Here is a 22188-nt window from a genome sequence, read left to right on the forward strand (position 1 = left end):
CGAACTCAGTTCTCCGCGTTGATGGCCAGCGACGTGGCGAGAATGCGCAGTACGAGGGCATCGAAGTCGAACCCGGCGTGAGCCGCGGCCTGGGGGACCAGGCTATGATCGGTCATGCCGGGAACGGTATTGACCTCCAGCAGCCAGAACCTGCCCTGGTCGTCGCGCATCACGTCGACCCGCCCCCAGCCACGGCATCCCAGCGCCTCGAAGGCCTGTCGGCACAACCGCGCCAGATCGCGTTCGTCCTCGACACTCAACCCGCAGGGGATGTGGTAGAGCGTTTCATCGGAATGGTACTTGGCTTCGTAATCGTAGAAGCCGCTGGGCACCTCGACACGAATTGCCGGCAACACGTCGTCGCCTAGCAGCGACACCGTGTACTCCTCGCCGGCGATGAAGCGCTCGGCCATCACGGCAGCATCGAAACGTGCCGCTTCCCGATAGGCCGACTTCAAGGCATCGGGGCTGTCGACGATGCTGATACCCAGGGTCGAGCCCTCGTGCACCGGCTTGACCACCAGCGGCAGGCCGAGTCGTTCGACCACCGCCTTCCAGTCGGCTTCGGGGTGCAGGGTGATGCTCTGGGGGGTCGGCAACGCCAGGGCGTGCCAGAGTTGCTTGGTGCGCTGCTTGTCCATGCCCAGCGCCGAGGCCAGCACCCCGCTGCCGGTATAGGGAATCCCGAGCAGCTCGAGTGCGCCTTGCAGGGTACCGTCCTCGCCGCCACGCCCATGCAGGGCAATGAACACCCGGTCCGGCGCCAGTGCCTCCAGCCCGGTCAGCCCCCCCGCCGCCAGGTCGTACCCGCGGGCATCGATGCCACTGCGTTGCAAGGAAGCCAGCACGGCCCTGCCGCTGACCAGCGATACCTCGCGCTCGGCGGAATCGCCGCCATAGAGCACGACCACCCGGCCAAACTCGCCGGGATTCGAACCCGCTTCCTGCCGGGAATCGTTCATAGCTCTACCTCGTCAAGCTTCAACTGGCTGGCCGCCAGGGCCAAGGAAATGCCTCCGATGTCGCCGGCTCCCTGGGTGATCAGGATGTCGCCGTCCCGCAGCACATGGGAGAGGAGGCCGGGCAATTCCGTCTTCTTCTCGACGAACAGCGGGTCGACCCGACCGCGCTGGCGAATCGAACCGGCCAGCGTCCGGCCCTCGGCGCCGGGAATGAGCGTCTCTCCCGCGCTGTAGACGTCGAGCAGCAGCAAGGTATCGACCTCGGACAGCACGCGAACGAAGTCCTCGTAGAGATCGTGAGTCCGCGAGTAGCGATGGGGCTGATAGACCATCACCAGGCGACGCTTGGGCCAGCCGGCACGCACCGCGCGAATGACCATTTCGACTTCCCGGGGATGGTGGCCATAGTCGTCGACCAGCATGACGTCGCCCTGGCTTTTCTCCAGAGAGAATTCACCATGCACCTGGAAGCGCCGCCCGACGCCTGCGAAACCCGCCAGTCCACGGACTATTGCCGCATCGTCGATTCCGGCGTCCGTGGCGACGGCGATCGCCGCCAGGGCATTCTGGGCATTGTGCTCGCCGGGCATCGCCAGACGCACCGCCAGGGGGGCATGCCCCTCGGGGCGCAGCGCGGTGAAGCGAATCTCGCCGCTCTCCTGGACGAAGTCGGCGATACGATAGTCGGCGTCCGCACTGAAGCCGTAGGTGACGAACTGGCGCTGCACGCGGGGCAGCAGCCCCCGGACGTCATCGTCGTCCAGGCACAGCACCGCCAGGCCATAGAACGGCAGGTTGTGCAGGAACTCGATGAAGGTGTCCTTGAGTCGCGAGAAGTCCCCGGCATAGGTGGCCATGTGGTCGGCATCGATGTTGGTCACGATCGAGACCATCGGTTGCAGATGCAGGAAGGAGGCATCGGACTCGTCGGCTTCGGCCACCAGGTACTCCCCTTCCCCCAGGCGCGCATTGGTGCCGGCACTGGTCAGCTTGCCCCCGATCACGAAGGTCGGGTCGAGCCCGCCTTCGGCCAGCAGGGTCGCGGTCAGGCTGGTCGTGGTGGTCTTGCCGTGGGTGCCGGCCACCGCGATGCCGTGACGAAACCGCATCAGTTCGGCCAGCATCTCGGCCCGCCGGACCACGGGTACACGGTGCTCGTGCGCCCAGGCAATCTCGGGGTTGTCCTGGTTCACTGCCGTCGACACGACGATCACATCGGCGCCTTCGGCATGTGCTGCCGCATGCCCGATGGCGATGCGCATGCCGCAGTCGCGAAGGTGCGTCGTGACCGCCGACTCCTTGAGATCGCTGCCACTGACCTGATAGCCCTGATTGGCCAGCACCTCGGCGATGCCGCACATGCCTGCGCCACCGATGCCGATGAAATGGATGCGCCGGATACGCCGCATGCCGAGGCCGGTGGCGGTGCGTTTCCGATCGTTCGGGGAAGACATCGTGCTATCGCTCAAAACCGATCTCCATGCAGCCCGCCACCAGTCGCTCGACGGCATCGAGATGGGCGCAGCCGCGAGCGGCAACGGCCATGGTGGCAAGACGTTCGGGGTCGAGTACGGTCGCCAGCGCTTCGGCAAGCGTCGCCGCACTCAGTGTGGCCTGGGGAATCAACCGTGCCGCCCCGGCATCGACCAGGTGCCGGGCATTCTCGGTCTGGTGATCATCCACCGCGTGAGGGTAAGGCACCAGCAGTGAAGGCTTGGCGGCGGCGGCCAGTTCGGCGATGGTCAAGGCGCCGGCACGGCAGATCACCAGATCGGCCCACCCATAGGCCTCGGCCATGTCATCGATGAAGTCGCTGACCTGCGCCTTGATTCCGGCATCGGCATAACCTTGTCGCGTGGCGGCCTCCTTGTCGCGCCCCGCCTGATGGCGCACCTCGGGAACCCTGTCGGCGTCCACCCGCTCACGGAACAGGGCCAGGGCTTCCGGCAAGCACCGATTGAGCGCCTGGGCCCCCAGGGAGCCGCCGACGACCAGGATACGCGGCCCCCGGCCCTGCATCTCATCCGCCGAACGTGGCTGTTCCCCCAGGGCGGCGATGTCGTCGCGCACCGGATTGCCGACCACGACCTCACGATGCGCCTTGCCCGCCTTGCGGAAGGCCCCGGGGAATGCCGCGTAGACCCGGGTGGCCAGGCGCGACAGCGCCTGATTGGTCATGCCGGCCACGGCATTCTGCTCATGCACGATCAGGGGGCGTCGAGACAGCCAGGCGGCTAGCCCGCCGGGGCCGCTGGCAAACCCCCCCATGCCCACCACCAGTTGCGGATCGTAGGACTTGAGGATCCGCCAGGCCTGGGACACCGCACGTGCGAGCCGCCAGGGCGCTGCCAGCCAGCCGACCACCCCGTTGCCGCGCAGGCCGGCAATGTCGATACGGTGCAGGGGAAGGTTCGCGGCGGGTACCAGACGGTTCTCGATGCCGCGGGGGCTGCCCAGCCACTCTACGGTGACCCCCCGGGCGATCAGGCCACGCGCCAGGGAAAGCGCCGGAATCACATGGCCGCCGGTGCCACCGGCCATGATCAGCACGCGGCGCACGGAGCCGTCTCGGGAAGAGGATGTCACTGGGCGGGGGCTCCTTTTACCTTTTGTCGGGAAGTGGCATAGCGGGTCAAGCGACGTGTCTCGACGTCCACACGCAACAGCAGGGCGACCATGATACAGCTGACCACCAGGCTCGACCCCCCGTAACTCAGCAGGGGGAGTGTCAGCCCCTTGGTCGGCAGCATGCCCGTGCTGACGCCGATGTTGATGAACGCCTGGGCGCCGAACACCAGGGCGATACCGTAGCTGAGGTAAGCCGCGAACGGCAATCGTGCCAGCTCGGCCCGCCGCCCGATGGCCAGGGCACGATAGACCAGCAGCGCGAAGAAGCCGATGACCGTGACGGCCCCCACCAGGCCGAGCTCCTCGGCGATGACGGCGAACACGAAATCGGTATGCGCCTCGGGCAGGTAGAACAGCTTCTGCACACTGTCTCCCAGCCCCAGACCCAGCCAGTGGCCCCGCCCGTAGGCGATCAGGGCCTGGGTCAGCTGGTAGCCGGAATCGTACATGTCGGCCCAGGGGTTGGCGAAACTGGTGATGCGTTCGAGACGATAAGGCTCGGCGATGGCGACGTAACCGCCCAGCAGCAGCACGACCACCATCAGCAGGATGAAGCGCAAGAGCGGTGCACCGGCCAGCAGCAGCATGCCCATGACACAGCTGGTCATGACCACCAGTGCCCCGTAATCGGGCTCGAGGATGAGCAGCACGGCCATCGGCAAGAGCACCAGGAGCGGCTTGGCGAACTCCCACAGGTGTCGTCTCACGCCGGGCAGGAAGCGCTCGAGGTAACCGGCGACATAGACGATCAAGAACAGTTTGGCCAATTCCGACGCCTGCACGTTGATTGGCCCCAGAGGAATCCAGCGCTTGCTGCCGTTGACCTCGGTGCCCACCAGCAGCACCAGGATCAGCAGCAGGAACCCCAGCACCAGCAGCCAGGGGCCGTTTCGCTGCCACCAGGCCAGCGGAATCTTGAGCGTCACCAGGCCCAGCCCCAGCGCGAAGAGCACGAACACCGCGTGGCGAATGCCGTAGTAGAACGGGTTGCCCGTCAGCGCCGTGGCGATCTCGGTCGAGGCGGAGGTCACCATGACCAGGCCGGTGAGCAGCAAGAATGCCACCGCGAGCAACAGCCAGCTGTCGAAGGGCTGTCCGACGGTGGAAAAACGCCCTGCCCAAGACGTCATGAAGGCTCCTGGCTGTCGAGTCGGTTATCGAGAGAGGCGAGATGACGATTCACCCAGTCACGAAAGGCGTCACCCCGGGCCATGTAGTTCGGGAATTGATCGAGGCTGGCACAGGCCGGCGAGAGCAGGACGCAATCCCCCGGCCAGGCGATGCGTGCCGCGTGCTCGAGTGCCTCGGCCATGTCCCGGGTACGCGTGACCGGCAGAGTGCCCTCGATGGCACCCGCAAGGCAAGGCGCATCGGTACCGAACACGATGGCCTCCCGGGCATGCCTTTCCAGCGGCGCCTTCAATGGCGTGAAATCCGCGCCCTTGCCCAGCCCGCCACCCAGCCAGACCAGCTTGCCCTCGAGGGTGGTACCGATGCCGGCGATCGCCGCCAGGGTGGCGCCGACATTGGTGCCCTTGGAATCGTTGATCCAGCGTATGCCCTGTCCTTCGCCGACCAGTTCGCCACGATGGGGAAGGCCGGGAAAACGCCTCAGCACATGCTGCATGGCCGTCAGGGACAAACCCAGCCGATGCCCCATGGCCAGCGCCGCCAGGGCGTTGGCCTGATTGTGGCGACCGGGCAGGCGCATGTCGGCCACGGCCAGCAGGGGCGTCTTGCCGTGCATCAGCCAGGGCTGCCCCCCCTGGCCGTCGTCGTAGTCGGCGATGCCCCACTCGTCGGCCCGGGGCGGCTGGGTGGTGAACGCTTCACGGGGGATGGCCGGATCGTCGGGCCAGGTCAGCGGTTCCTCGGCATTGACCACCGCATGTGCGGCACCTCGGAAGATCCCCAGCTTGGCGGCCCGATAGGCGCTCATGTCCCCATGGCGGTCGAGATGATCCTCGGAAAGATTGAGGAAGGCCGCGGTAGCGGCTGCCAGGCGAGGCGTCGTCTCGAGCTGAAAGCTCGAGAGCTCGAGCACGAACAGCTCCGCGTCCGGGTTGTCCTGCAGCAGATCGAGGGCCGGCGTACCCAGATTGCCGCCGACGGCGACCCGTCGGCCGGCCTCCTGGGCCATTTCCCCGAGCAGGGTGGTCACCGTGGACTTGGCGTTGGATCCGGTGATGGCCGCGACCGGTGCCGCACAATGGCGCACGAACAGGGCGATCTCCCCGACCACCCGGGGCGCTTCGCCGCCGGCGAGGGTCTGCTCCCAGAGCGCCTCGAGACCGGGTGTTCGCGGGTCCACCCCGGGGCTGACCACCACTTCCCGGGCCGCTTGGAGATCCAGTTCGGTCAAGGGGCCGCAATGCACCTCGATATCAGGATGCGCGTGGCGGAACGCCTCCAGCCCCGGCGGGTCTCGCCGGGTATCGGCCATCATGAAGGGGGTGCCGAGACGCACCAGATGCCGTGCGATGGCGCCCCCGGACAAACCAAGCCCGACAACGAGGGTGTGGCCGTGTGGTACCCGTGACATCTTTATCCCCGGCGTTATGAAAGCAGTGGCGACGATCAGCGAATCTTGAGCGTCGCGAGCCCCATCAGCACCAGCACCACGGTGATGATCCAGAAGCGCACGATCACCCGCGGCTCGGGCCAGCCCTTGAGCTCGAAATGGTGATGCAAGGGCGCCATGCGAAAGATACGCCGTCCGGTAAGCTTGTAGGAGCCCACCTGGAGGATCACCGAGACGGTTTCCATGACGAAGACGCCGCCCATCACGAACAGCACGATTTCCTGGCGCACCACCACGGCCACGACACCCAGGGCCGCGCCCAGGGCCAGCGCACCGACGTCGCCCATGAAGACCTGGGCCGGGTAGGTATTGAACCAGAGAAAGCCCAGCCCGGCGCCGGCGATGGTGCCGCAGAATACCGCGAGCTCCCCGGCCCCGGGTACCATGGGAATGTGCAGATATTCGGCGAATACGGCATTGCCGCTGGCGTAGGCGAACACCGCCAGGCCCATCGCCACCATGACCGTCGGCATGATCGCCAGACCATCGAGCCCGTCGGTGAGATTGACGGCATTGGAACTGCCGACGATGACCAGGTAGGTCAGCACGATGTAGAAGAGCCCCAGCTGAACCACCACCTCCTTGAACAGCGGCACGATCAGGCTGGTCTCCACCGGCCCCGCGGCGGTGACGTAGAGGATCGCTGCGGCCCCCAGCCCCAGCACCGACTGCCAGAAGTACTTCCAGCGCGCCGGCAGGCCGCGCGGGTTCTTCTCGACGACCTTGCGGTAATCATCCACCCAGCCGATAGCACCGAACCCCAGGGTGACGACGAGGGTCAGCCAGACATAATGATTGCTCAGGTCCCCCCACAGCAGGGTGCTGATCGCCATGGCGACGAGGATCATCGCGCCGCCCATGGTGGGGGTGCCGGCCTTGGAAAGATGCGACTGCGGGCCATCGTCGCGGACCGCCTGGCCGATCTGCCGCTCCACCAGACGTCGGATCATCATGGGGCCGAACCACAGGCACAGCAACAGGGCGGTCAAGGTACCGAGCACGGCACGCAGGGTCAGGTATTCGAAGACAGCGAAGGCGCTTTGGTAGTGCGCCAGAATCTTGGCCAGAAAGAGCAGCATGTAATGCGTTCACCTTGGTTAATCTGCGCGCAGCGCGGCGATCAGTCGTTCCATGCCGGCACTGCGCGAGCCCTTGACCAGCACGCTGGCCCCTGACGGCAGTTGGTTCTGGGCATGGCGCAGCAGCGCCTCCCAATTCGCGAAATGACACCCGGGCTCGCCATAGGCGCGTGCCGCAGGCTCTGCGGCGGCTCCGAGGGTGCCGAGAAAGTCGATGCCCAGGCGTCGGGCATGATGCCCGACATCCTCGTGCAATTCGTCGGAAGCCTTGCCCAGTTCGCCCATGGCCCCGAGAAAGCACCAGCGCGGGGCGGGCATCTGCGCCAGCACCTCCAGCGCCGCCTTCATCGCCCCCGGGTTGGCGTTGTAGGTATCGTCGAGCAGACGGCAGCCGCGAATCCCTCTCAGCGGCGCCATTCGCCCAGGCATGGCCTCGAGTTCATCGAGGCCCGCGATCACGTCATCGGCCGGAAGCCCCAGGGCCAGTGCCGCCGCGGCGGCGGCCAGGGCATTGCGCACGTTGTGCAGCCCGAGCAGCGCCAGGCGGACACGTCCCAGGGCGACACCATCCTGCACGAGGGTGAAAGAATAACGCCCGTTTTTGTCATCGGCCAAATCAACGCAATGGATCCGCGCCTGGCTGGTAACGCCGAAATCGAGGATCTCCCGCGTTCCGGCCAGCCGGTGCCAGAACGGGTAGAAGGCATCGTCGCGATTGAGTACCGCCACGCCATCGGCATCCAGGCCGGCGAGGATCTCGGCCTTGGCCTGAGCGATCTGCCCCATGCCACCGAACTCGCCGACATGGGCGCCGGTGACATTGGTGATCACGGCGACCTGGGGTCTGGCCAAGGACGCCGTCCAGGCAATCTCCCCCAGGTGGTTCGCCCCCAGTTCCACCACCGCCTGGCGATGCTCGCCGTCGAGGCGCAAGAGGGTCAGCGGCGCGCCGATGTCGTTGTTGAGATTGCCGACGGTCGCCAGGGTGGCGCCACGCCTCCCCAGCAGTGCCGCCAGCATCTCCTTGACCGTGGTCTTGCCGCTATTGCCGGTCACGGCAACCAGCGGGCCACCCCAGGCGAGTCGTCGGGCCTGGCCCAGAAGCCCCAGCGCCAGGCGCGTGTCGGCCACCCGCAGCTGGGGCAGGGGGTCATCGACAGGCCGCGAGACGATGGCAGCCAGGGCGCCTGCCCGGCGAGCCTCGGCGAGAAATTCGTGGGCATCGAAGCGTTCGCCGGCCAGTGCCAGGAAGACGTCGCCGGGCTGCACGGCACGGGTGTCGGTCACGATCCCGTTCACGACGTGATTCTCGCCCGCCCAGGCCGTGCCCAGCGCAGCAGCGATCGCGGCGATATCTTCCAGGCCGCAACCCTTCATGCCGGGCCTCCGCGCTTGTCCAGCGCCGCCTCGGCCCGGGCCTGATCGGAAAAGGGCATGCGTTGTCCTTCTATTTCCTGATAGGTCTCGTGTCCCTTGCCGGCGATGAGGATGACGTCGTCTTCTTCTGCCTCGGCAATCGCCTTGTCGATGGCGTTGCCGCGCCCCTCGATGCACCAGACCCGGTCGCGAGCCGCCACCGGCACGCCATCGAGAATCTGCTGGCGGATCGTCGCCGGGTTCTCGCCTCGCGGGTTGTCATCGGTGATCACCAGGCGATCCGCCAGGGCCGCCGCCTCGCCCATCAGCGGACGCTTGCCGCTGTCGCGGTCGCCGCCACACCCGAAGACGCACCACAGCTTCGCGCCTTCGCCAGCGGAGCGGTCGCCTGGCAGGTGGGCACGCAGGGCGTCGAGGGCGTTGCCCAGCGCGTCCGGGGTGTGGGCATAGTCCACCACCACCGTGGGCGCGCCGGGGTGGCTGACGCGTTGCATGCGACCGGTGACCGGCGAAAGCCCTGAGGCGGCCTCGCAGAGGGCGTCCAGATCTTCACCCAGCCCATAGAGTACCGCCATGGCCAGCAGCACGTTGTCGAGATTAAAGCGCCCCATGAGAGCCATTTCCAAGGCTCGCTCCCCGTCGGGGGTGGCGATCAGCACCCGCTGGCCCGTCGCATGGGGCTGCCAGTCGAGCACGCGAAACGTCGTCGCCTCCTGCTCGCCGCAGGCCAGCACGCGAACGCCATGCGGCAGCCCGGCGAGCATCAGCCGGGCCAGCGAGTCGTCCCCGTTGACCACGGCGAGCTTGAGCTCACGGCGCTTGAACAGCCGTGCCTTGGCGGCGGCGTAGGCCGCCATGCTGGCGTGGTAGTCGAGATGATCGCGAGAGAGATTGGTGAAGACGGCCACCGTGACCCGGCAGCCCAGGAGACGCTCCTGCTCCAGGGCGTGGGAAGAGACCTCGGCGGCCACCCGCTTGACGCCCTCTCTCGCCATGCTGCCCAGTGCCGCCTGCAACTCCAGCGGCCCCGGTGTGGTCTGGCCACTGTCGATCAGCTGCCCCGCCCTGCCCCAGCCCAGGGTACCGATCACCCCGGCGGGGTCTCCCAGCGTCTCGGAAAGTGCCGCGATATAGTGGGTCACGGAACTCTTGCCATTGGTGCCCGTCACCCCGATCAGCTCGAGGCCACTCGGCACCTCGAACAGCAGGCGACCCAGTTCTCCCAGGGCGTGGTTCAGGCCCGGCAACGACAGCACCCGATCACGGTTCGCATGGTGCACCTCGAACGGCGATGGCGCATCGGCCAGCACCAGCTCGGCACCATCCGCGAGCGCCTGGTCGATGAACCGGCGGCCATCGACGTGCACACCGGCTACGGCGATGAACACGGCAGGATGAGGACTCGTGGCGATGTCGCGGCTGTCCCGAGAAAGGGCAAGTTCCTGGCCGGACGGCATGTCCAGCGAGGCCGGCAAACGTATATCCGGCCAGAGCGTGGCCAGGGTCGCCGTCAGCCGCTCCATGGTGATCTGCATCACTCCATCGCCTCCTGCTTGTCGGGAAGAACATCGAGCAGGCGCAGCGCCTTGCCCACTACGCGGCTGAACACCGGCGCTGCCACCAGACCTCCGTAATAGTCGCCCTTCTTGGGATTGTCCACCATCACCACGGTCACGATGCGTGGATCGGATACCGGCGCGATACCGGCGAACAGCGATCGGTAGGCGGACTGCTGATAACCGCTCCGAGTGACCTTGCGCACGGTCCCGGTCTTGCCGGCGACGCGATAGCCGGGCACCGCCGCCCGGGAACCACCGGCGCCGGGTTGCACGATGGCCTCGAGCATCTGCAACAGGTCATTGGCGACCTGCGGCGACATGACCTGCTGGCCCTCGGGTGGATCGGGCTGCTTGAGCAGGGCCGGCGGTAGCCGCTTGCCGTCGTTGGCGATCGCCGTGTAGGCGCTGGCCAGTTGCATCGCGGAGACCGCGATGCCGTAGCCGTAGGACATGGAGGCGCGCTTGCTGTCCGACCAGCCGAACGGCGTCGGCAGGCTGCCCGTCGCTTCTCCGGGAAAGCCGGTCCCTGGCGCCTGCCCCAGGCCGAGATCATGATAGCGGTTCCAGATGGCGTCCTCGGGCAGTTGCAGGGCAACCCGCGACATGCCGACGTTGGAGGAGTGCAGCAGAATCCCGGCCAAGGACAGCTCTTCGTAGTTGCGGAAGTCGCGAATGGTGTAATTGTCCAGGCGCATGTAGCCAGGCGCGGTATCGATCACCCGCTGGGGAGTGAACTGCGCGGTTTCCAGCGCCGCCGACATGGCCAGGGGTTTCATCACCGATCCGGGTTCGAAGGTGTCGGTGACGGCCTGGTTGCGCAGGCCATTGGTATCGATCTCGGCACGATTGTTGGGGTTGTAGGACGGCAGGTTGGTCATCGCCAGCACTTCGCCGCTGCGCGCATCCATCATCACCAGGGTGCCGCCATCGGCGTCGTGCTCGTCCACCACGGCCTTGAGTTCGCGATAGGCCATGTACTGGAGCCGCAGGTCCACCGCCAGGGTGAGGTTGCCGCCGGGCTTGGCCTCCTTGATCAGGTGCAGGTCACGCACCAGGCGCCCCTTGCGATCCTTGATCACTCGGCGCTTGCCCGGCTGTCCGGCGAGGAAGCCGTTGTAGGCCAGCTCGATCCCTTCCTGACCGCGGTCATCGACGTTGGTCACGCCGACCAGTTGCGCCGCCACCTCTCCCGACGGGTAATAGCGCTTGTACTCGTGCTGCTCGTAGACCCCCGGGACCTTCAGGGCCAGCACCGGCTGGGCATCATCGGGTGTCATGCGACGGCGCAGGTACATGAATTCACGATCGGCGTAGCGCTCGATGCGCTCGTCGAGTTTCTCCGGGCTCATGTCCAGGGCCTTGGCGAGCAGCATGCGCTGAACACCGTCTTCAGGCAGCTCCTGGGGATTCGCCCAGAGGCTGACCACCGGGGTGGAGATCGCCAGGGGATCGCCATGCCGCCCCGTGATCATGCCGCGATGCGCATCGATGGTCTCGACACGCAGGGTGCGAGCATCACCCTGGCCCTGCAGGAACAGTCGGTCGATCACATGCAGATCGACGATACGCCCCACCAGGGCCGTCAAGGCCACCAGCACCAGAAAGACCATGAACCGGTAGCGTCCACTGCCCAGTGGCGCCGTCTGGGCCCGGGATGGCATGTCCCCCTGCGGCGTGCTCATCGGCGAATCACCCTGATTTCGTCCAGCTCGGGCACCCGCATGTCCAGACGCTCACTGGCCAGGCGTTCGATGCGTGACGGCGCCGACCAGGTACTCTCCTCCAGCAGCAACTGCCCCCATTCGGTCTGCAACCTGTCCTTCTCGCTTTCCAGTTGCTGCAGGCGGGCGTATTGCACCCGCGTCAAATGCGCACTGGTGATCACCGCCAGGGCACTGGCCAGTACGAGCCCAGTCAGCACGACGACCAGCAGCTGCCGCCAGCCCAACAGCCGCTTCGCCCAGTTCGATGAGGTGTGTGTCGGAGTCTGAACCATGGCCTTCAGTCGATCTTGCGTGCTGCTCGCATGACTGCACTGCGGGCTCGTGGATTGCGCAGCACCTCCTCTTCGCCCGGTCGCCGGGCCTTGCCCAGCGTCTCCAGGCGGCGCTCGAGTTGATCTTCGCGCAGTGGCATGCCCCGAGGCAGATGGGTATCGCCCCTCACGTGGTGGCGAATGAATCGCTTGACCCGACGATCCTCCAGGGAGTGGAAGCTGATCACCACCAGATGCCCTCCCGGCGCCAGCGCCTCGAGCGCTGCCTCCAGGGCCGCATCGAGCTCCTCGAGTTCCCGGTTGACATGGATGCGCAGGGCCTGGAAGGCACGCGTCGCCGGATGCCGCCCCTTCTCCCAGGCCGGGTGAGCCGCCTTGAGCAGTTCCGCCAGGTCACCGGTACGGGTGATGGGCGCCTGACGCCGCCGTTCGACGATGGCACGGGCCATGCGTCTGGCAAAGCGCTCTTCCCCGTAGGTCTTGAAGACCCAGGCGATGTCGCTCTCGCTGGCATGGCTGAGCCACTGGGCGGCACTCTCGCCGCTGCCGGGGTCCATGCGCATGTCCAGCGGGCCATCGCGCAGAAAGCTGAAGCCGCGCTCGGGGTCGTCGAGTTGCGGCGAGGAGACACCGATATCCAGCAGAACCCCCGCCAACCGACCGTGCACGCCCTGCGCTCTGGCGATATCACCCAGATGACCGAAGGTATCGGCATGAATGGAAAAACGTTGATCCTCCATGGCCCGAGCCTCGGCCAGCGCCTGGGGATCACGGTCGATGGCCAGCAGGCGCCCCCGGGGGTTCAAGCGGGCGAGAATGGCCCGGGAATGGCCGCCGCGACCGAAGGTGCCATCCAGATACACCCCCTCGGGATCGTGAATCAATGCGTCGATGGCCCCGTCGAGCAGCACACTGGCATGGCGATAGTCGGCGGGCACGTGCGAGGCATCTACGCGATGGGGCATGCGGTTCTCGAAAGGGCGATGAAATGTAGGAATGGAAGTTGGCCGATAAGCCGGGTTCTGTCGCGGACAATCATTCATCTAGGCCCAGCGTCACCACTGGGCTCAAGCGACCTACCCGCCCCCGCTGCGGGCCACAGCATCGGGGGCCTATTCGGTCTTGCTCCGGGTGGGGTTTACCTTGCCACGCACTGTTACCAGGCGCGCGGTGCGCTCTTACCGCACCCTTTCACCCTTGCCGGCAGCTTGCGCTGCTTGGGCGGTCTGCTCTCTGCTGCACTTTCCGTCGGCTCGCGCCGCCCAGGCGTTACCTGGCACCCTGCCCTATGGAGCCCGGACTTTCCTCCCCCGGCACTCGTCTGAACGAGCGCCGGCGGCGACTGCCTGGCCAACTTCCAAGCCGGCAAGAATAGCAGCGCCAGGAGCCCCCCTCAACCGTCGTCCCTGAGCGACAGGGCCTGCTCGTACCACACTTTCTTGCGTCCCCCGAGAAGGCGGGCAGCGATCGCGGCCGCCTGCTTGACCCCCACACCCTCCTCGAGCAGGGCATTCAACAGGGATCGGGCCTCCAGCGTGGTACTCTCGCCAGCCTGCGCCGGGGCCCCGGCCACCATGACCACGAACTCGCCCCGAGCCTGATCCGGGTCATCCTCCATGCACGCCAGCAATGTTTCCGCACTGCCATCGAGAAAGGTCTCGAAGGTCTTGGTCAGCTCCCGCGCCACCACCAGCCGGCGCGCGCCCAAAAGCTCACCCAGCGCCGCCAGGGTAGCGCGAATGCGATGCGGGGATTCATAGAACACCAGGGTCTCCTCGCGGGCGCCAAGCTCGCCGATGCGCGTGCGACGTGCCCCCTCCTTGGCCGGCAGGAACCCGGCAAACAGGAAGCGGTCCGTGGGCAGACCGGCAGCCGACAGCGCAGCGACCAGGGCACAGGGGCCGGGAATCGGCACGATACGCGCACCACGCTCGCGCAGGGCCCTCACCAGCAGGAAGCCGGGATCGGAGATCAGCGGCGTGCCGGCGTCGCTGATCAAGGCGACATCGTCGCCTTGTTCCAGGCGGGCGGCAATCTGATCGATTCGCCCCCCCTCATTGTGCTCGTGCAACGACAGCAGGCGCTTCTCGATCCCCAGACGGCGTAGCAGTCGTGCCGAGTGGCGGGTATCTTCGGCGGCGATCAGCGCGACACTGCCCAGCACCTCGGCGGCTCGCGGCGAGAGATCGGCAAGGTTACCAATCGGCGTGGCCACCACGTACAATGTGCCGTTACCAGGTGCAGTCATGGGTCAATCCCGAAGTTGGACGTTGTCGTTGGCGCTCGTTGATGGGCATGTTCCCCGGTAGGCTGCAACCCGCATCAGCGGATCGAATTCCGTACAGACGAGGAACCGGAAATAATGGACAAATCACTGCGACGGCTCCTGGGCGCCAGCCTGTTGTCGCTCTTGATGGTCGGCTGCGCCGGGCAGCAGGAAGTGATCGAGGGCCCACGCGCGAGCAGCGAACCTGCCGAACTGCTCAGCCAGGCCGAACGGCAAGGAGGCCAGGAAGCCGCGCTGACCCGCCTGAGAGCCGCCGACATCCTAGCACGGCGTGGAGACCAGGCGCAGGCACTCCAGGTCGCGTTCGGCATCGACTCGACTGCGCTGCCGACGGATGAGCGCATCCAGTGGGCACTGCTGCTCTCCTACCTTGGCCTCGAACAGGAGGATGGTCGCAGCGTGATAAAGGCGACCTCGCTGCTGGAATACGATGTGCCGATCCCGCCGGACGACGCCCAGACCTTGAAATACCGTCGCGGCTTGGCCCTGGGCCTGGTAGGGCAGCCTCTGAGCGCCGCCGAGATGCTGATCGAGCTGCAGCAGGCGGGTGCGCCCTTCGATCTCAACGATGACATCTGGCGCCAGCTGACACGCCTGCGCGGCCCCTCCCTCGACCGACTGGCCAGGAATCCGGATCGCCTCACCCAGGGCTGGGTAGCGCTGATCGAGCTGCAGCGCCGCAACGGCAGCGATGTCGCGCGACTCTTCACCCGCATCGACGAATGGCGCAACGACTACCCGGATCATCCGGCGGCCAGACGCCTGCCCGGTGATCTTCGTGCCCTGCGTGAGCTGCGCGGGCAGGACGTACGCCATATCGCCGTGTTTCTGCCCCAGTCGGGCCCCCTGGCCAATGTCGCCGAGGCGATCCGTCAGGGCATGGAGACACGCCACATGAACGCTCTGGATCAGGGCGAGCAGACGCCGCAGCTGAGCTTCTACGATACCCGCAGCGACAGCCTGGAAACGCTCTATGCCCGGGCCGCCATGGCGGGCGCCCAAGTGGTCGTCGGCCCGCTGGACAAGGACACGGTGTCGCGACTGGAGCTGCGCAACGAGGTGCCCCTGCCCACCCTGGCGCTCAATTACGGCACCGCCGAGGAGAACCACGCCGACGACCTGTTCCAGTACGGCCTGTCGGCCGAGGACGAGGCGCGCCAGGTGGCCCGACGCGCCTGGCTGGACGGCCACCGCGATGCCGGAATGCTGGTCCCGGACAACCCCTGGGGCCGGCGTGTGGCCGAAGCCTTCCGCCAGACCTGGCAGGAACAGGGGGGCAGCTTCGCCAGCATCATCCACTACGACCCGGAGGGGACCGTGGCCAACGCGGTGCGTCCCCTGCTCGCCGTGGTGGATGAGCGCGCCCAGCGCGAGATGGACATGCTGTTCCTGCTCGCCCTGCCCAATTACGCTCGCCAGGTACCGCCGACCCTGGAGTTCTTCTACGCCGGCGATCTTCCCATCTACGCCACCTCGCACCTTTTCGAGGGACGCCTGCAACCCCGCGCCGACCATGATCTCGATGACGTCTCGTTCATCGAGATCCCCTGGCTGATACCCGACGCCGCGGTCGGCGGGACCGATGCCCTGCCCTATTCCGACAGCTACAGGGAGCTGAACGATAAAAACGAACCTGCCCTGTTCAAGCTCAACGCCATGGGCGTCGATGCCTACGAGCTGGGTCGCAAGTTGCCGCTCTTCAATACCCTGCCCAGCAGCGAACTGTATGGTGCGACCGGTACGCTGAGCGCGGGCGCGGATCGGCGCTTCCACCGCGAGCTGCCCTGGGCACGCTTCGTCAACGGCGTACCCCAGCCTCCGCTCTACAACATTCCGCGCTCGTCGCCTGACGATGACGCTCGAACGATGGGCGTGGCACCTTCCGATGAGGCGCAGAGAACCAACCGCGCTCCTTCTGATAGCGTGCAAGGCACGGAACTGGCACCTGCCGATGAAACTCGGTAGCGGCGCCAGGCGCCGAGGCGAGGCGATCGAACGGACCACGGCGGACTGGTTGCAGGCCCGTGGTCTGACATTCGTCGATCGCAACCAGCACGCCAAGGGTGGCGAGATCGACCTGGTCATGCGTGATGCCGACACGCTGGTCTTCATCGAAGTGCGCCATCGAGCCGACACGCGCCACGGCCACCCGCTGGAGACCGTCAATCTCGCCAAGCAGCGACGTCTGATCCGGGCGGCGCGTTTTTATCTGCTGCGCAACGGGCTATCATGTGCATGCCGCTTCGACGTGGTGGGTGTCGTCGGTACTCCGCCCGAGCTGGAGTTCACCTGGGTACGCGCCGCCTTCGATGCGTTCTGACCGCCACTGGACCCTGGATCACCATGGATTTTCAATCGCGCATTCTTGGCCACTTCAACGCCAGCATCGATACCAAGACCTACGCCAGCGAAGTGCTGCCCCCGTTTATCGAAGTCGCCAGCCAGATGATGGTTCAGTGCCTGGTCAACGAAGGCAAGATCCTGGCCTGCGGCAATGGCGGCAGCGCCGGGGACAGCCAGCACTTCTCCTCGGAGCTGCTCAACCGCTTCGAACGGGAGCGGCCTAGCCTGCCGGCCCTGGCGTTGACCACCGACACCTCGACGTTGACCTCCATCGCCAACGACTACAGCTACAATGATGTATTTTCAAAGCAGATACGCGCCCTGGGACAGCCGGGCGACATCCTGCTGGCAATCTCCACCAGCGGCAACTCGGCCAATGTGATCCAGGCGATCCAGGCGGCTCATGATCGGGACATGGCGGTCATCGCGCTGACCGGCCGAGATGGCGGCGACATGGCTTCCCTGCTGGGCCAGGACGATTGCGAGATTCGCGTGCCGGCCACTTCGACGGCGCGTATTCAGGAGGTCCACTTGCTGGTGATTCACTGCCTGTGTGACCTGATCGACGAACAGCTTTTTGGCAGCAACGAGTGATGACGATGAAGAAAGCACTATGGACCCCAGCCCTGCTCTCCTTCGCCCTGGCCCTCGGCGGATGCACGATTCTCAACAATGCCACGACCCCGGCACCCGAGGGCGAGGATTACGCAGCTCGCACTGCGGGTCAGAAAGTCGAGGACGACAACATCGAGGGCAAGATCCAGGATGCCATGGAGCAGACGGATGCCCGGCTCAGCGACGCGCGAATCGGCGTCAACAGCTATAATGGCGCCGTGCTGCTGTTTGGCCAGGTACCCAGCCAGGAGCTCAAGGACAAGGCGGGCGAGATAGCACGCAACACCCGGCAGGTGCGCCAGGTGCACAACGAACTGACCGTGGCGGCCAACCTTCCCCTGGGACAGCGCATGACCGACAACTGGCTGGAAACACGCATCCAGACCGAGCTGGCGGCAAGCGAGAATGTCGATTCGCGACACGTGGAGGTCATCGCCGAGAACGCCACCATCTACCTGATGGGCATGGTGACCCGGCAGGAAGCGCAGCAGGTGGTCGATATCGTATCGGGCGTGGGTGGCGTACAGCGCATCATCAAGATCTTCGAATATCTCGATTGACGTCCAGACCGAAGCAGAAAAAAACGGATGATTCGGATCATCCGTTTTTTCTTGGTCCCATTTCTCGGGGCGGTGGCGCCTCTACTTGATGACGCGCAGCGAGGGACGCCCCTTGTTCGATGCCTTCCCACTCTTGCCCTCCTCCTCGGAGGCATCGGCCTCGGAGGTATCGGCATTGCCATCCACGCTTTCGAGAACGGGGCGTTCACCCCCCTCTCCAGCCTCTTCCGGGGTGGCCGATTCGCGGTAGTCCGGCATCACCGGCTCGTGACCGAACACCATCCCCACGCCATTCTCGCGCGCATAGAGCGCAATCAATGCCTCCCCGGGCACGACAACCTGCATCGGCTGTCCCGCGAAACTGGCGTTGAAGGTAATGGCATCGTTGGCGATCATCAACTCGCGCACCGCAGTGGGTGCGATATTGAGCACGATCTGGCCATTCTGGATGAATCGTTCTGGCACCCGGACGCCCTCGCGCTCGGCATCGACGACGATGTAGGGTGTCTGTTCGTTGTCCAGGAGCCATTCGTAAAGGGCTCTGGCTAGATAAGGACGGCTGGACAGCATGATGAGCCCCCTTGGTTTGCGTGCATGTCCGGGGCACGCCGTTCACGGGAACGGCGAACGGATCGGGCGACAGATGTCAGGTACGCATCTCGCGTTCGGCCTCGGTCAATGAGGCCTTGAAAGCGTCACGGGCGAACAGGCGCTCCATGTAGCCTACCAGCGGCTTTACCTGCTTCTCGGGAAGTTCGATGCCCAGGGCCGGCAACCTCCAGAGAATCGGGGCGATGCAGCAGTCGACCAGCGAAAACTCCTCGCTCATGAAGAAGGCCATGTCATCGAAGATCGGCGAGATGCCCACCAGGCTTTCACGCAACTCCTTGCGTGCCCTCTCGGCATCCTTCTTGTTTCCGGTCAGCACTTCCTCGACCAGGGGGCACCATTCGCGCTCGATACGATGCATCCATAGCCGACTCTGGGCCCGGGCGACGGGATATACGGGCAGCAATGGCGGATGCGGGAAACGCTCGTCCAGATACTCCATCATCACCTTGGATTCGTAGAGCACCAGCTCACGATCCAGCAGCGTCGGCACGCTGTTGTAGGGGTTGAGGTCCGCCAGTTCGGCTGGTCGGCTATCTTCGGGAACATCGACGATGTCCACGGCAACGCCCTTCTCTGCCAGCACGATTCTCACGCGATGACTGTAATGGTCGTCATTACCGGAATAGAAGGTCATCGATGACCGTTTGGCCACTACACCCATGAAACACTTCCTCGCATTGATTCATTGCCGGGATGATAACACGTCACGCCAGGCCCGGGGTCCGAGAGAACCGAATCGTCGGCATCAAGCTTCTCAGACTCGAGCTTGACCGCCATCAGACGCAGGAAGGCGCGTGACCTCGACGGCCACACGCCTTCACGACAGGCTTCACGACACCTCAGTGAATGTCGCGCCAGAATTCACGCTTCAGGAAATAGGCGATCACGCCGAAGATGAAGATGAAGATCAACACCTTGGGCCCCAGCGACTGCGCCTGCAGCTTGGAAGGCTCGCCGACATAGGCCAGGAAGTTGGTCAGATCCCACATCGCCTGGTCGAATTCCTCGGGCTCCATCCGGCCTGGTTCGGTCACCTGCAGCACATGACAGGACTCGTACAGCCCGGACAGGGGATCGAGCTTGGCATCCGGAGCCGAAGCATCTTCCGTTCGCGCACATACCATTTCCTGAGTGCCTTGCAGCGGCTCCAGCACGTTGGGCATGCCTACCAGCGGAAAGACCGTGTTGTTGACGCCCCAGGGGCGCTCCGGGTCCTTGTAGAAGCCACGCAGGTAGGTATAGATCCAGTCGGTACCGCGCAAGCGTGCTTCCAGGGTCAGGTCCGGCGGCGGCGCGCCGAACCAGCCCTCGCCATCCTCGGCGCTCATGGCGATACGCATCTGGTCATTGAAGGCCAGGTTCTCGTCGAAGATGAGATGCTCCTCGACCAGCTCCTGGGGGATGTCCAGGTCCTCCGCCGCCCGGCTGTAGCGCTGATACTCGAGAGAGTGACAGCCCATGCAGTAGTTGGTGAAGAGCTTCATGCCGTTCTGCAGCGACGCCTTGTCCTGCAGGTCGGGATTCATCTCGTCGAGATTGACGTTTTCTCCACCGGCCCCCAGCGCGGCAAGCGGTACCAGCGCGAAGAGCAGTGCACATAGTTGCTTTTTCATTAGCCAGTCACCCTTTCCGGTAGGGGTTTGGTTTTCTCGAACCGGGTATAGATCGGCATCAGCACGAAGTAGGCGAAGTAGATGATCGTGCAGACCTGAGCGAGCAGCGTGCGCCCCGGGGATACCGGCTGGGTACCCAGATACCCCAGTATGATGAAGCTGATGGCGAACAGGACCAGCATGATGCGCGAGATCCAGCCCTTGTAGCGCATCGAGCGTACCGGGCTGCGGTCGAGCCAGGGCAGCACGAACAGGATGGCGATGGACGCCCCCATCATGATCACCCCCCAGAACTTCGAGTCGAGGCCGAACAGCGAGAAGGTGATCGCCCGCAGGATCGCGTAGAACGGCGTGAAGTACCAGACCGGTGCGATATGCTCAGGCGTCACGAGCGGGTCGGAGGGCTGGAAATTAGGTTTTTCCAGGAAATATCCGCCCCCTTCCGGGAAGTAGAAGACCACGGCGGCGAACACGAACAGGAAGACGGCGACGCCGACGATGTCCTTGACAGTGTAATAAGGGTGGAACGGAATGCCGTCGAGCGGCTTGCCGGTCTCGTCCTTCTTGTCCTTGATCTCGATACCGTCGGGGTTGTTGGACCCCACCTCGTGCAGCGCGATGATGTGCAGCACCACCAGCCCCAGGATGACGATCGGCAACGCCACCACGTGCAGGGCGAAGAAGCGGTTCAGGGTGATGCCGGAGATCAGGTAGTCGCCACGAATCCACTGGGTCAGATCGTCGCCGATCACCGGAATCGCCGAGAACAGCGAGATGATCACCTGAGCGCCCCAGTAGGACATCTGGCCCCAGGGCAGCAGATAGCCCATGAAGGCCTCGGCCATCAGCGCCAGGTAGATGCACATGCCGAACACCCAGATCAGCTCGCGCGGCGCCTTGTAGGAGCCGTACATCATGCCGCGGAACATGTGCAGGTAGACCACCACGAAGAACGCCGTGGCCCCGGTGGAATGCAGATAGCGTATGAGCCAGCCGTATTCCACATCGCGCATGATGTATTCGATAGAGGCAAAGGCCCCTTCGGCGGTCGGGTTGTAGCTCATGGTCAGCCAGACCCCGGTGAGGATCTGGTTGACCAGCACCAGCATCGCCAGGGAGCCGAAGAAGTACCAGAAGTTGAAGTTCTTGGGCGCGTAGTACTCGGCGAGATGCTCCTTCCACATCTGGGTGGCAGGAAAACGATCATCCACCCAGCGCATGAAGCCGCTTTCGGCCTTGGCCTTGTTTGGGTTAGCCATCAGCTCGCCTCCTGATCTTCGCCGACCACGATGACCTGATCGGCTTCGTAACGATAGGGCGGCACCACGAGATTGGTGGGTGCCGGCACGCCGGTGAATACGCGCCCGGCTAGATCGAAGGAGGAGCCGTGACACGGGCAGAAGTAGCCACCCGGCCAGTCGCCCCCCATGTCCGCAGCCCCGGGCTCGGGTCTATAGGAAGGTACGCAGCCGAGGTGGGTACAGATACCGATCAGCACGATGTACTCGGGCTTGATCGACCGCAGCACAGGGTCCACGTACTCGGGTTGCTGAGGCACCTCGGAATTGGGATCGCGCAGCTCGGAGGGCTCGATCGCCTTGATACGTTCGATCGCAGCCTCATCGCGTCGCGCCAACCATACGGGCTTGCCCCGCCACTCGACCGTCATCTGTTGTCCCGGCTCTAGCTTGGACACGTCGACCTCGACCGGGGCCCCTGCTGCCCTCGCCCTGGCACTGGGTTGCCAAGACGCCAGAAAGGGAACCGCTACCCCTACGGTACCGACCGCACCCACCACGCTGGTCGCACCGATGAGGAAACGGCGTCGCCCTTTGTTTACGCCGCTATCTGCCATCTTATGGTTTCTCCCATCAACTCACCTGCTATCCACCACGAAAAAAGCAACCTCGCGGCGTACTAGTCACAAAATGTCGCCATGGTAAAAAAAGCCACCCGACAACACAAGCTGGAGCTCA

General features: G+C 65.0%; 21 protein-coding genes and 1 other RNA gene. 4 read left to right on the forward strand and 18 right to left on the reverse strand.

Annotation, left to right across the window (positions count from 1 at the left end; translation table 11 throughout):
* Positions 1-5 precede the first annotated feature (5 nt).
* The 13 genes from BUA41_RS13910 to rsmI all read right to left on the reverse strand — a co-directional run bounded on the left by BUA41_RS13910 (position 6) and on the right by rsmI (position 14430).
* Positions 6-962: a D-alanine--D-alanine ligase gene (locus BUA41_RS13910; protein WP_072823916.1), complete on the reverse strand. Its 957-nt coding sequence runs from the start codon at positions 960-962 to the stop codon at positions 6-8.
* Complete coding sequence (murC, locus tag BUA41_RS13915; protein ID WP_139249135.1) at positions 959-2416, reverse strand: UDP-N-acetylmuramate--L-alanine ligase; 1458 nt, start codon at positions 2414-2416, stop codon at positions 959-961. Before murC ends, BUA41_RS13910 begins: the two co-directional genes overlap by 4 nt.
* A gap of 4 nt (positions 2417-2420) precedes the next feature.
* Positions 2421-3503: an undecaprenyldiphospho-muramoylpentapeptide beta-N-acetylglucosaminyltransferase gene (gene murG / locus BUA41_RS13920; protein WP_245791929.1), complete on the reverse strand. Its 1083-nt coding sequence runs from the start codon at positions 3501-3503 to the stop codon at positions 2421-2423.
* Positions 3504-3544: 41 nt separating this feature from the next.
* A complete protein-coding gene (ftsW, locus tag BUA41_RS13925; protein WP_072823920.1) occupies positions 3545-4720 on the reverse strand; it encodes a putative lipid II flippase FtsW in 1176 nt (391 codons plus the stop codon).
* On the reverse strand, positions 4717-6132 hold the full coding sequence (gene murD / locus BUA41_RS13930) for a UDP-N-acetylmuramoyl-L-alanine--D-glutamate ligase (RefSeq protein WP_072823922.1): 1416 nt from the start codon (positions 6130-6132) through the stop codon (positions 4717-4719). Before murD ends, ftsW begins: the two co-directional genes overlap by 4 nt.
* A 35-nt stretch (positions 6133-6167) precedes the next feature.
* Positions 6168-7250, reverse strand: a complete 1083-nt coding sequence (gene mraY / locus BUA41_RS13935) for a phospho-N-acetylmuramoyl-pentapeptide-transferase (RefSeq protein WP_072823924.1) — start codon at positions 7248-7250, stop codon at positions 6168-6170.
* Between the two features lie 18 nt (positions 7251-7268).
* A complete protein-coding gene (locus tag BUA41_RS13940; protein ID WP_072823926.1) occupies positions 7269-8627 on the reverse strand; it encodes a UDP-N-acetylmuramoyl-tripeptide--D-alanyl-D-alanine ligase in 1359 nt (452 codons plus the stop codon).
* Positions 8624-10162, reverse strand: coding sequence for a UDP-N-acetylmuramoyl-L-alanyl-D-glutamate--2,6-diaminopimelate ligase (locus tag BUA41_RS13945; RefSeq protein WP_072823928.1), 1539 nt, complete (start codon positions 10160-10162; stop codon positions 8624-8626). Before BUA41_RS13945 ends, BUA41_RS13940 begins: the two co-directional genes overlap by 4 nt.
* Positions 10162-11868, reverse strand: coding sequence for a peptidoglycan D,D-transpeptidase FtsI family protein (locus BUA41_RS13950; RefSeq protein ID WP_072823930.1), 1707 nt, complete (start codon positions 11866-11868; stop codon positions 10162-10164). Before BUA41_RS13950 ends, BUA41_RS13945 begins: the two co-directional genes overlap by 1 nt.
* On the reverse strand, positions 11865-12182 hold the full coding sequence (gene ftsL, locus BUA41_RS13955) for a cell division protein FtsL (RefSeq protein WP_072823932.1): 318 nt from the start codon (positions 12180-12182) through the stop codon (positions 11865-11867). Before ftsL ends, BUA41_RS13950 begins: the two co-directional genes overlap by 4 nt.
* A gap of 5 nt (positions 12183-12187) precedes the next feature.
* Positions 12188-13147, reverse strand: coding sequence for a 16S rRNA (cytosine(1402)-N(4))-methyltransferase RsmH (rsmH, locus tag BUA41_RS13960; protein WP_072823934.1), 960 nt, complete (start codon positions 13145-13147; stop codon positions 12188-12190).
* Positions 13148-13177: 30 nt separating this feature from the next.
* Positions 13178-13540: RNase P RNA component class A (rnpB, locus tag BUA41_RS13965), an RNA gene on the reverse strand.
* 35 nt (positions 13541-13575) lie between these two features.
* On the reverse strand, positions 13576-14430 hold the full coding sequence (gene rsmI, locus BUA41_RS13970; RefSeq protein WP_072823936.1) for a 16S rRNA (cytidine(1402)-2'-O)-methyltransferase: 855 nt from the start codon (positions 14428-14430) through the stop codon (positions 13576-13578).
* Positions 14431-14544: 114 nt separating this feature from the next.
* On the opposite strand from rsmI, the gene BUA41_RS13975 reads away from it, so the two are divergent.
* From BUA41_RS13975 to BUA41_RS13990, 4 genes are read left to right on the forward strand one after another with little or no spacing between them, the layout of a single operon-like run.
* Positions 14545-16434 (forward strand): penicillin-binding protein activator, encoded by a 1890-nt coding sequence (locus BUA41_RS13975; protein WP_175546984.1) that lies wholly within the window; start codon positions 14545-14547, stop codon positions 16432-16434.
* Positions 16421-16789, forward strand: a complete 369-nt coding sequence (locus BUA41_RS13980) for a YraN family protein (protein WP_072823938.1) — start codon at positions 16421-16423, stop codon at positions 16787-16789. The genes BUA41_RS13975 and BUA41_RS13980 overlap by 14 nt, the downstream gene beginning before the upstream one ends.
* Before the next feature lie 23 nt (positions 16790-16812).
* The gene (locus BUA41_RS13985) at positions 16813-17406 is read left to right on the forward strand and encodes a phosphoheptose isomerase (protein ID WP_072823940.1); all 594 of its coding nucleotides are present in this window, start codon (positions 16813-16815) and stop codon (positions 17404-17406) included.
* A 5-nt stretch (positions 17407-17411) separates the two neighbouring features.
* Positions 17412-17987 carry a BON domain-containing protein gene (locus tag BUA41_RS13990; protein ID WP_084671617.1) on the forward strand — a complete coding sequence of 192 codons (576 nt, stop codon included), beginning with the start codon at positions 17412-17414 and terminating at the stop codon, positions 17985-17987.
* Positions 17988-18068: 81 nt separating this feature from the next.
* On the opposite strand, the gene BUA41_RS13995 is transcribed toward BUA41_RS13990, so the two are convergent.
* The 5 genes from BUA41_RS13995 to petA form a co-directional block, all read right to left on the reverse strand.
* A complete protein-coding gene (locus BUA41_RS13995; protein ID WP_072823944.1) occupies positions 18069-18557 on the reverse strand; it encodes a ClpXP protease specificity-enhancing factor in 489 nt (162 codons plus the stop codon).
* Positions 18558-18633: 76 nt separating this feature from the next.
* Entirely contained in the window at positions 18634-19260 is a 627-nt protein-coding gene (gene sspA, locus BUA41_RS14000) for a stringent starvation protein SspA (RefSeq protein WP_072823946.1), read from the reverse strand.
* Positions 19261-19438: 178 nt separating this feature from the next.
* Complete coding sequence (locus BUA41_RS14005; RefSeq protein WP_072823948.1) at positions 19439-20212, reverse strand: cytochrome c1; 774 nt, start codon at positions 20210-20212, stop codon at positions 19439-19441.
* The gene (locus tag BUA41_RS14010) at positions 20212-21471 is read right to left on the reverse strand and encodes a cytochrome b (RefSeq protein ID WP_072823950.1); all 1260 of its coding nucleotides are present in this window, start codon (positions 21469-21471) and stop codon (positions 20212-20214) included. The genes BUA41_RS14005 and BUA41_RS14010 overlap by 1 nt, the downstream gene beginning before the upstream one ends.
* Complete coding sequence (gene petA, locus BUA41_RS14015) at positions 21471-22067, reverse strand: ubiquinol-cytochrome c reductase iron-sulfur subunit (protein WP_072823952.1); 597 nt, start codon at positions 22065-22067, stop codon at positions 21471-21473. Before petA ends, BUA41_RS14010 begins: the two co-directional genes overlap by 1 nt.
* Positions 22068-22188: the final 121 nt, after the last annotated feature.

The sequence above is a fragment of the Modicisalibacter ilicicola DSM 19980 genome (genome assembly GCF_900128925.1).
GTDB lineage: Bacteria > Pseudomonadota > Gammaproteobacteria > Pseudomonadales > Halomonadaceae > Modicisalibacter > Modicisalibacter ilicicola.

What these genes read in the sequence shown, in the direction of transcription:
- ftsL (WP_072823932.1), bottom strand. Translation starts at nt 12,182, where the DNA reads ATGGTTCAGACTCCGACACACACCTCATCGAACTGGGCGAAGCGGCTG.
- ftsW (WP_072823920.1), bottom strand. Translation starts at nt 4,720, where the DNA reads ATGACGTCTTGGGCAGGGCGTTTTTCCACCGTCGGACAGCCCTTCGAC.
- sspA (WP_072823946.1), bottom strand. Translation starts at nt 19,260, where the DNA reads ATGGGTGTAGTGGCCAAACGGTCATCGATGACCTTCTATTCCGGTAAT.
- rsmI (WP_072823936.1), bottom strand. Translation starts at nt 14,430, where the DNA reads ATGACTGCACCTGGTAACGGCACATTGTACGTGGTGGCCACGCCGATT.
- BUA41_RS14005 (WP_072823948.1), bottom strand. Translation starts at nt 20,212, where the DNA reads ATGAAAAAGCAACTATGTGCACTGCTCTTCGCGCTGGTACCGCTTGCC.
- BUA41_RS13910 (WP_072823916.1), bottom strand. Translation starts at nt 962, where the DNA reads ATGAACGATTCCCGGCAGGAAGCGGGTTCGAATCCCGGCGAGTTTGGC.
- murD (WP_072823922.1), bottom strand. Translation starts at nt 6,132, where the DNA reads ATGTCACGGGTACCACACGGCCACACCCTCGTTGTCGGGCTTGGTTTG.
- BUA41_RS14010 (WP_072823950.1), bottom strand. Translation starts at nt 21,471, where the DNA reads ATGGCTAACCCAAACAAGGCCAAGGCCGAAAGCGGCTTCATGCGCTGG.
- BUA41_RS13950 (WP_072823930.1), bottom strand. Translation starts at nt 11,868, where the DNA reads ATGAGCACGCCGCAGGGGGACATGCCATCCCGGGCCCAGACGGCGCCA.
- BUA41_RS13985 (WP_072823940.1), top strand. Translation starts at nt 16,813, where the DNA reads ATGGATTTTCAATCGCGCATTCTTGGCCACTTCAACGCCAGCATCGAT.
- murC (WP_139249135.1), bottom strand. Translation starts at nt 2,416, where the DNA reads ATGTCTTCCCCGAACGATCGGAAACGCACCGCCACCGGCCTCGGCATG.
- BUA41_RS13940 (WP_072823926.1), bottom strand. Translation starts at nt 8,627, where the DNA reads ATGAAGGGTTGCGGCCTGGAAGATATCGCCGCGATCGCTGCTGCGCTG.
- BUA41_RS13945 (WP_072823928.1), bottom strand. Translation starts at nt 10,162, where the DNA reads ATGCAGATCACCATGGAGCGGCTGACGGCGACCCTGGCCACGCTCTGG.
- BUA41_RS13995 (WP_072823944.1), bottom strand. Translation starts at nt 18,557, where the DNA reads ATGCTGTCCAGCCGTCCTTATCTAGCCAGAGCCCTTTACGAATGGCTC.
- BUA41_RS13990 (WP_084671617.1), top strand. Translation starts at nt 17,412, where the DNA reads ATGAAGAAAGCACTATGGACCCCAGCCCTGCTCTCCTTCGCCCTGGCC.
- petA (WP_072823952.1), bottom strand. Translation starts at nt 22,067, where the DNA reads ATGGCAGATAGCGGCGTAAACAAAGGGCGACGCCGTTTCCTCATCGGT.
- mraY (WP_072823924.1), bottom strand. Translation starts at nt 7,250, where the DNA reads ATGCTGCTCTTTCTGGCCAAGATTCTGGCGCACTACCAAAGCGCCTTC.
- BUA41_RS13980 (WP_072823938.1), top strand. Translation starts at nt 16,421, where the DNA reads ATGAAACTCGGTAGCGGCGCCAGGCGCCGAGGCGAGGCGATCGAACGG.
- BUA41_RS13975 (WP_175546984.1), top strand. Translation starts at nt 14,545, where the DNA reads ATGGACAAATCACTGCGACGGCTCCTGGGCGCCAGCCTGTTGTCGCTC.
- murG (WP_245791929.1), bottom strand. Translation starts at nt 3,503, where the DNA reads ATGGCCGGTGGCACCGGCGGCCATGTGATTCCGGCGCTTTCCCTGGCG.
- rsmH (WP_072823934.1), bottom strand. Translation starts at nt 13,147, where the DNA reads ATGCCCCATCGCGTAGATGCCTCGCACGTGCCCGCCGACTATCGCCAT.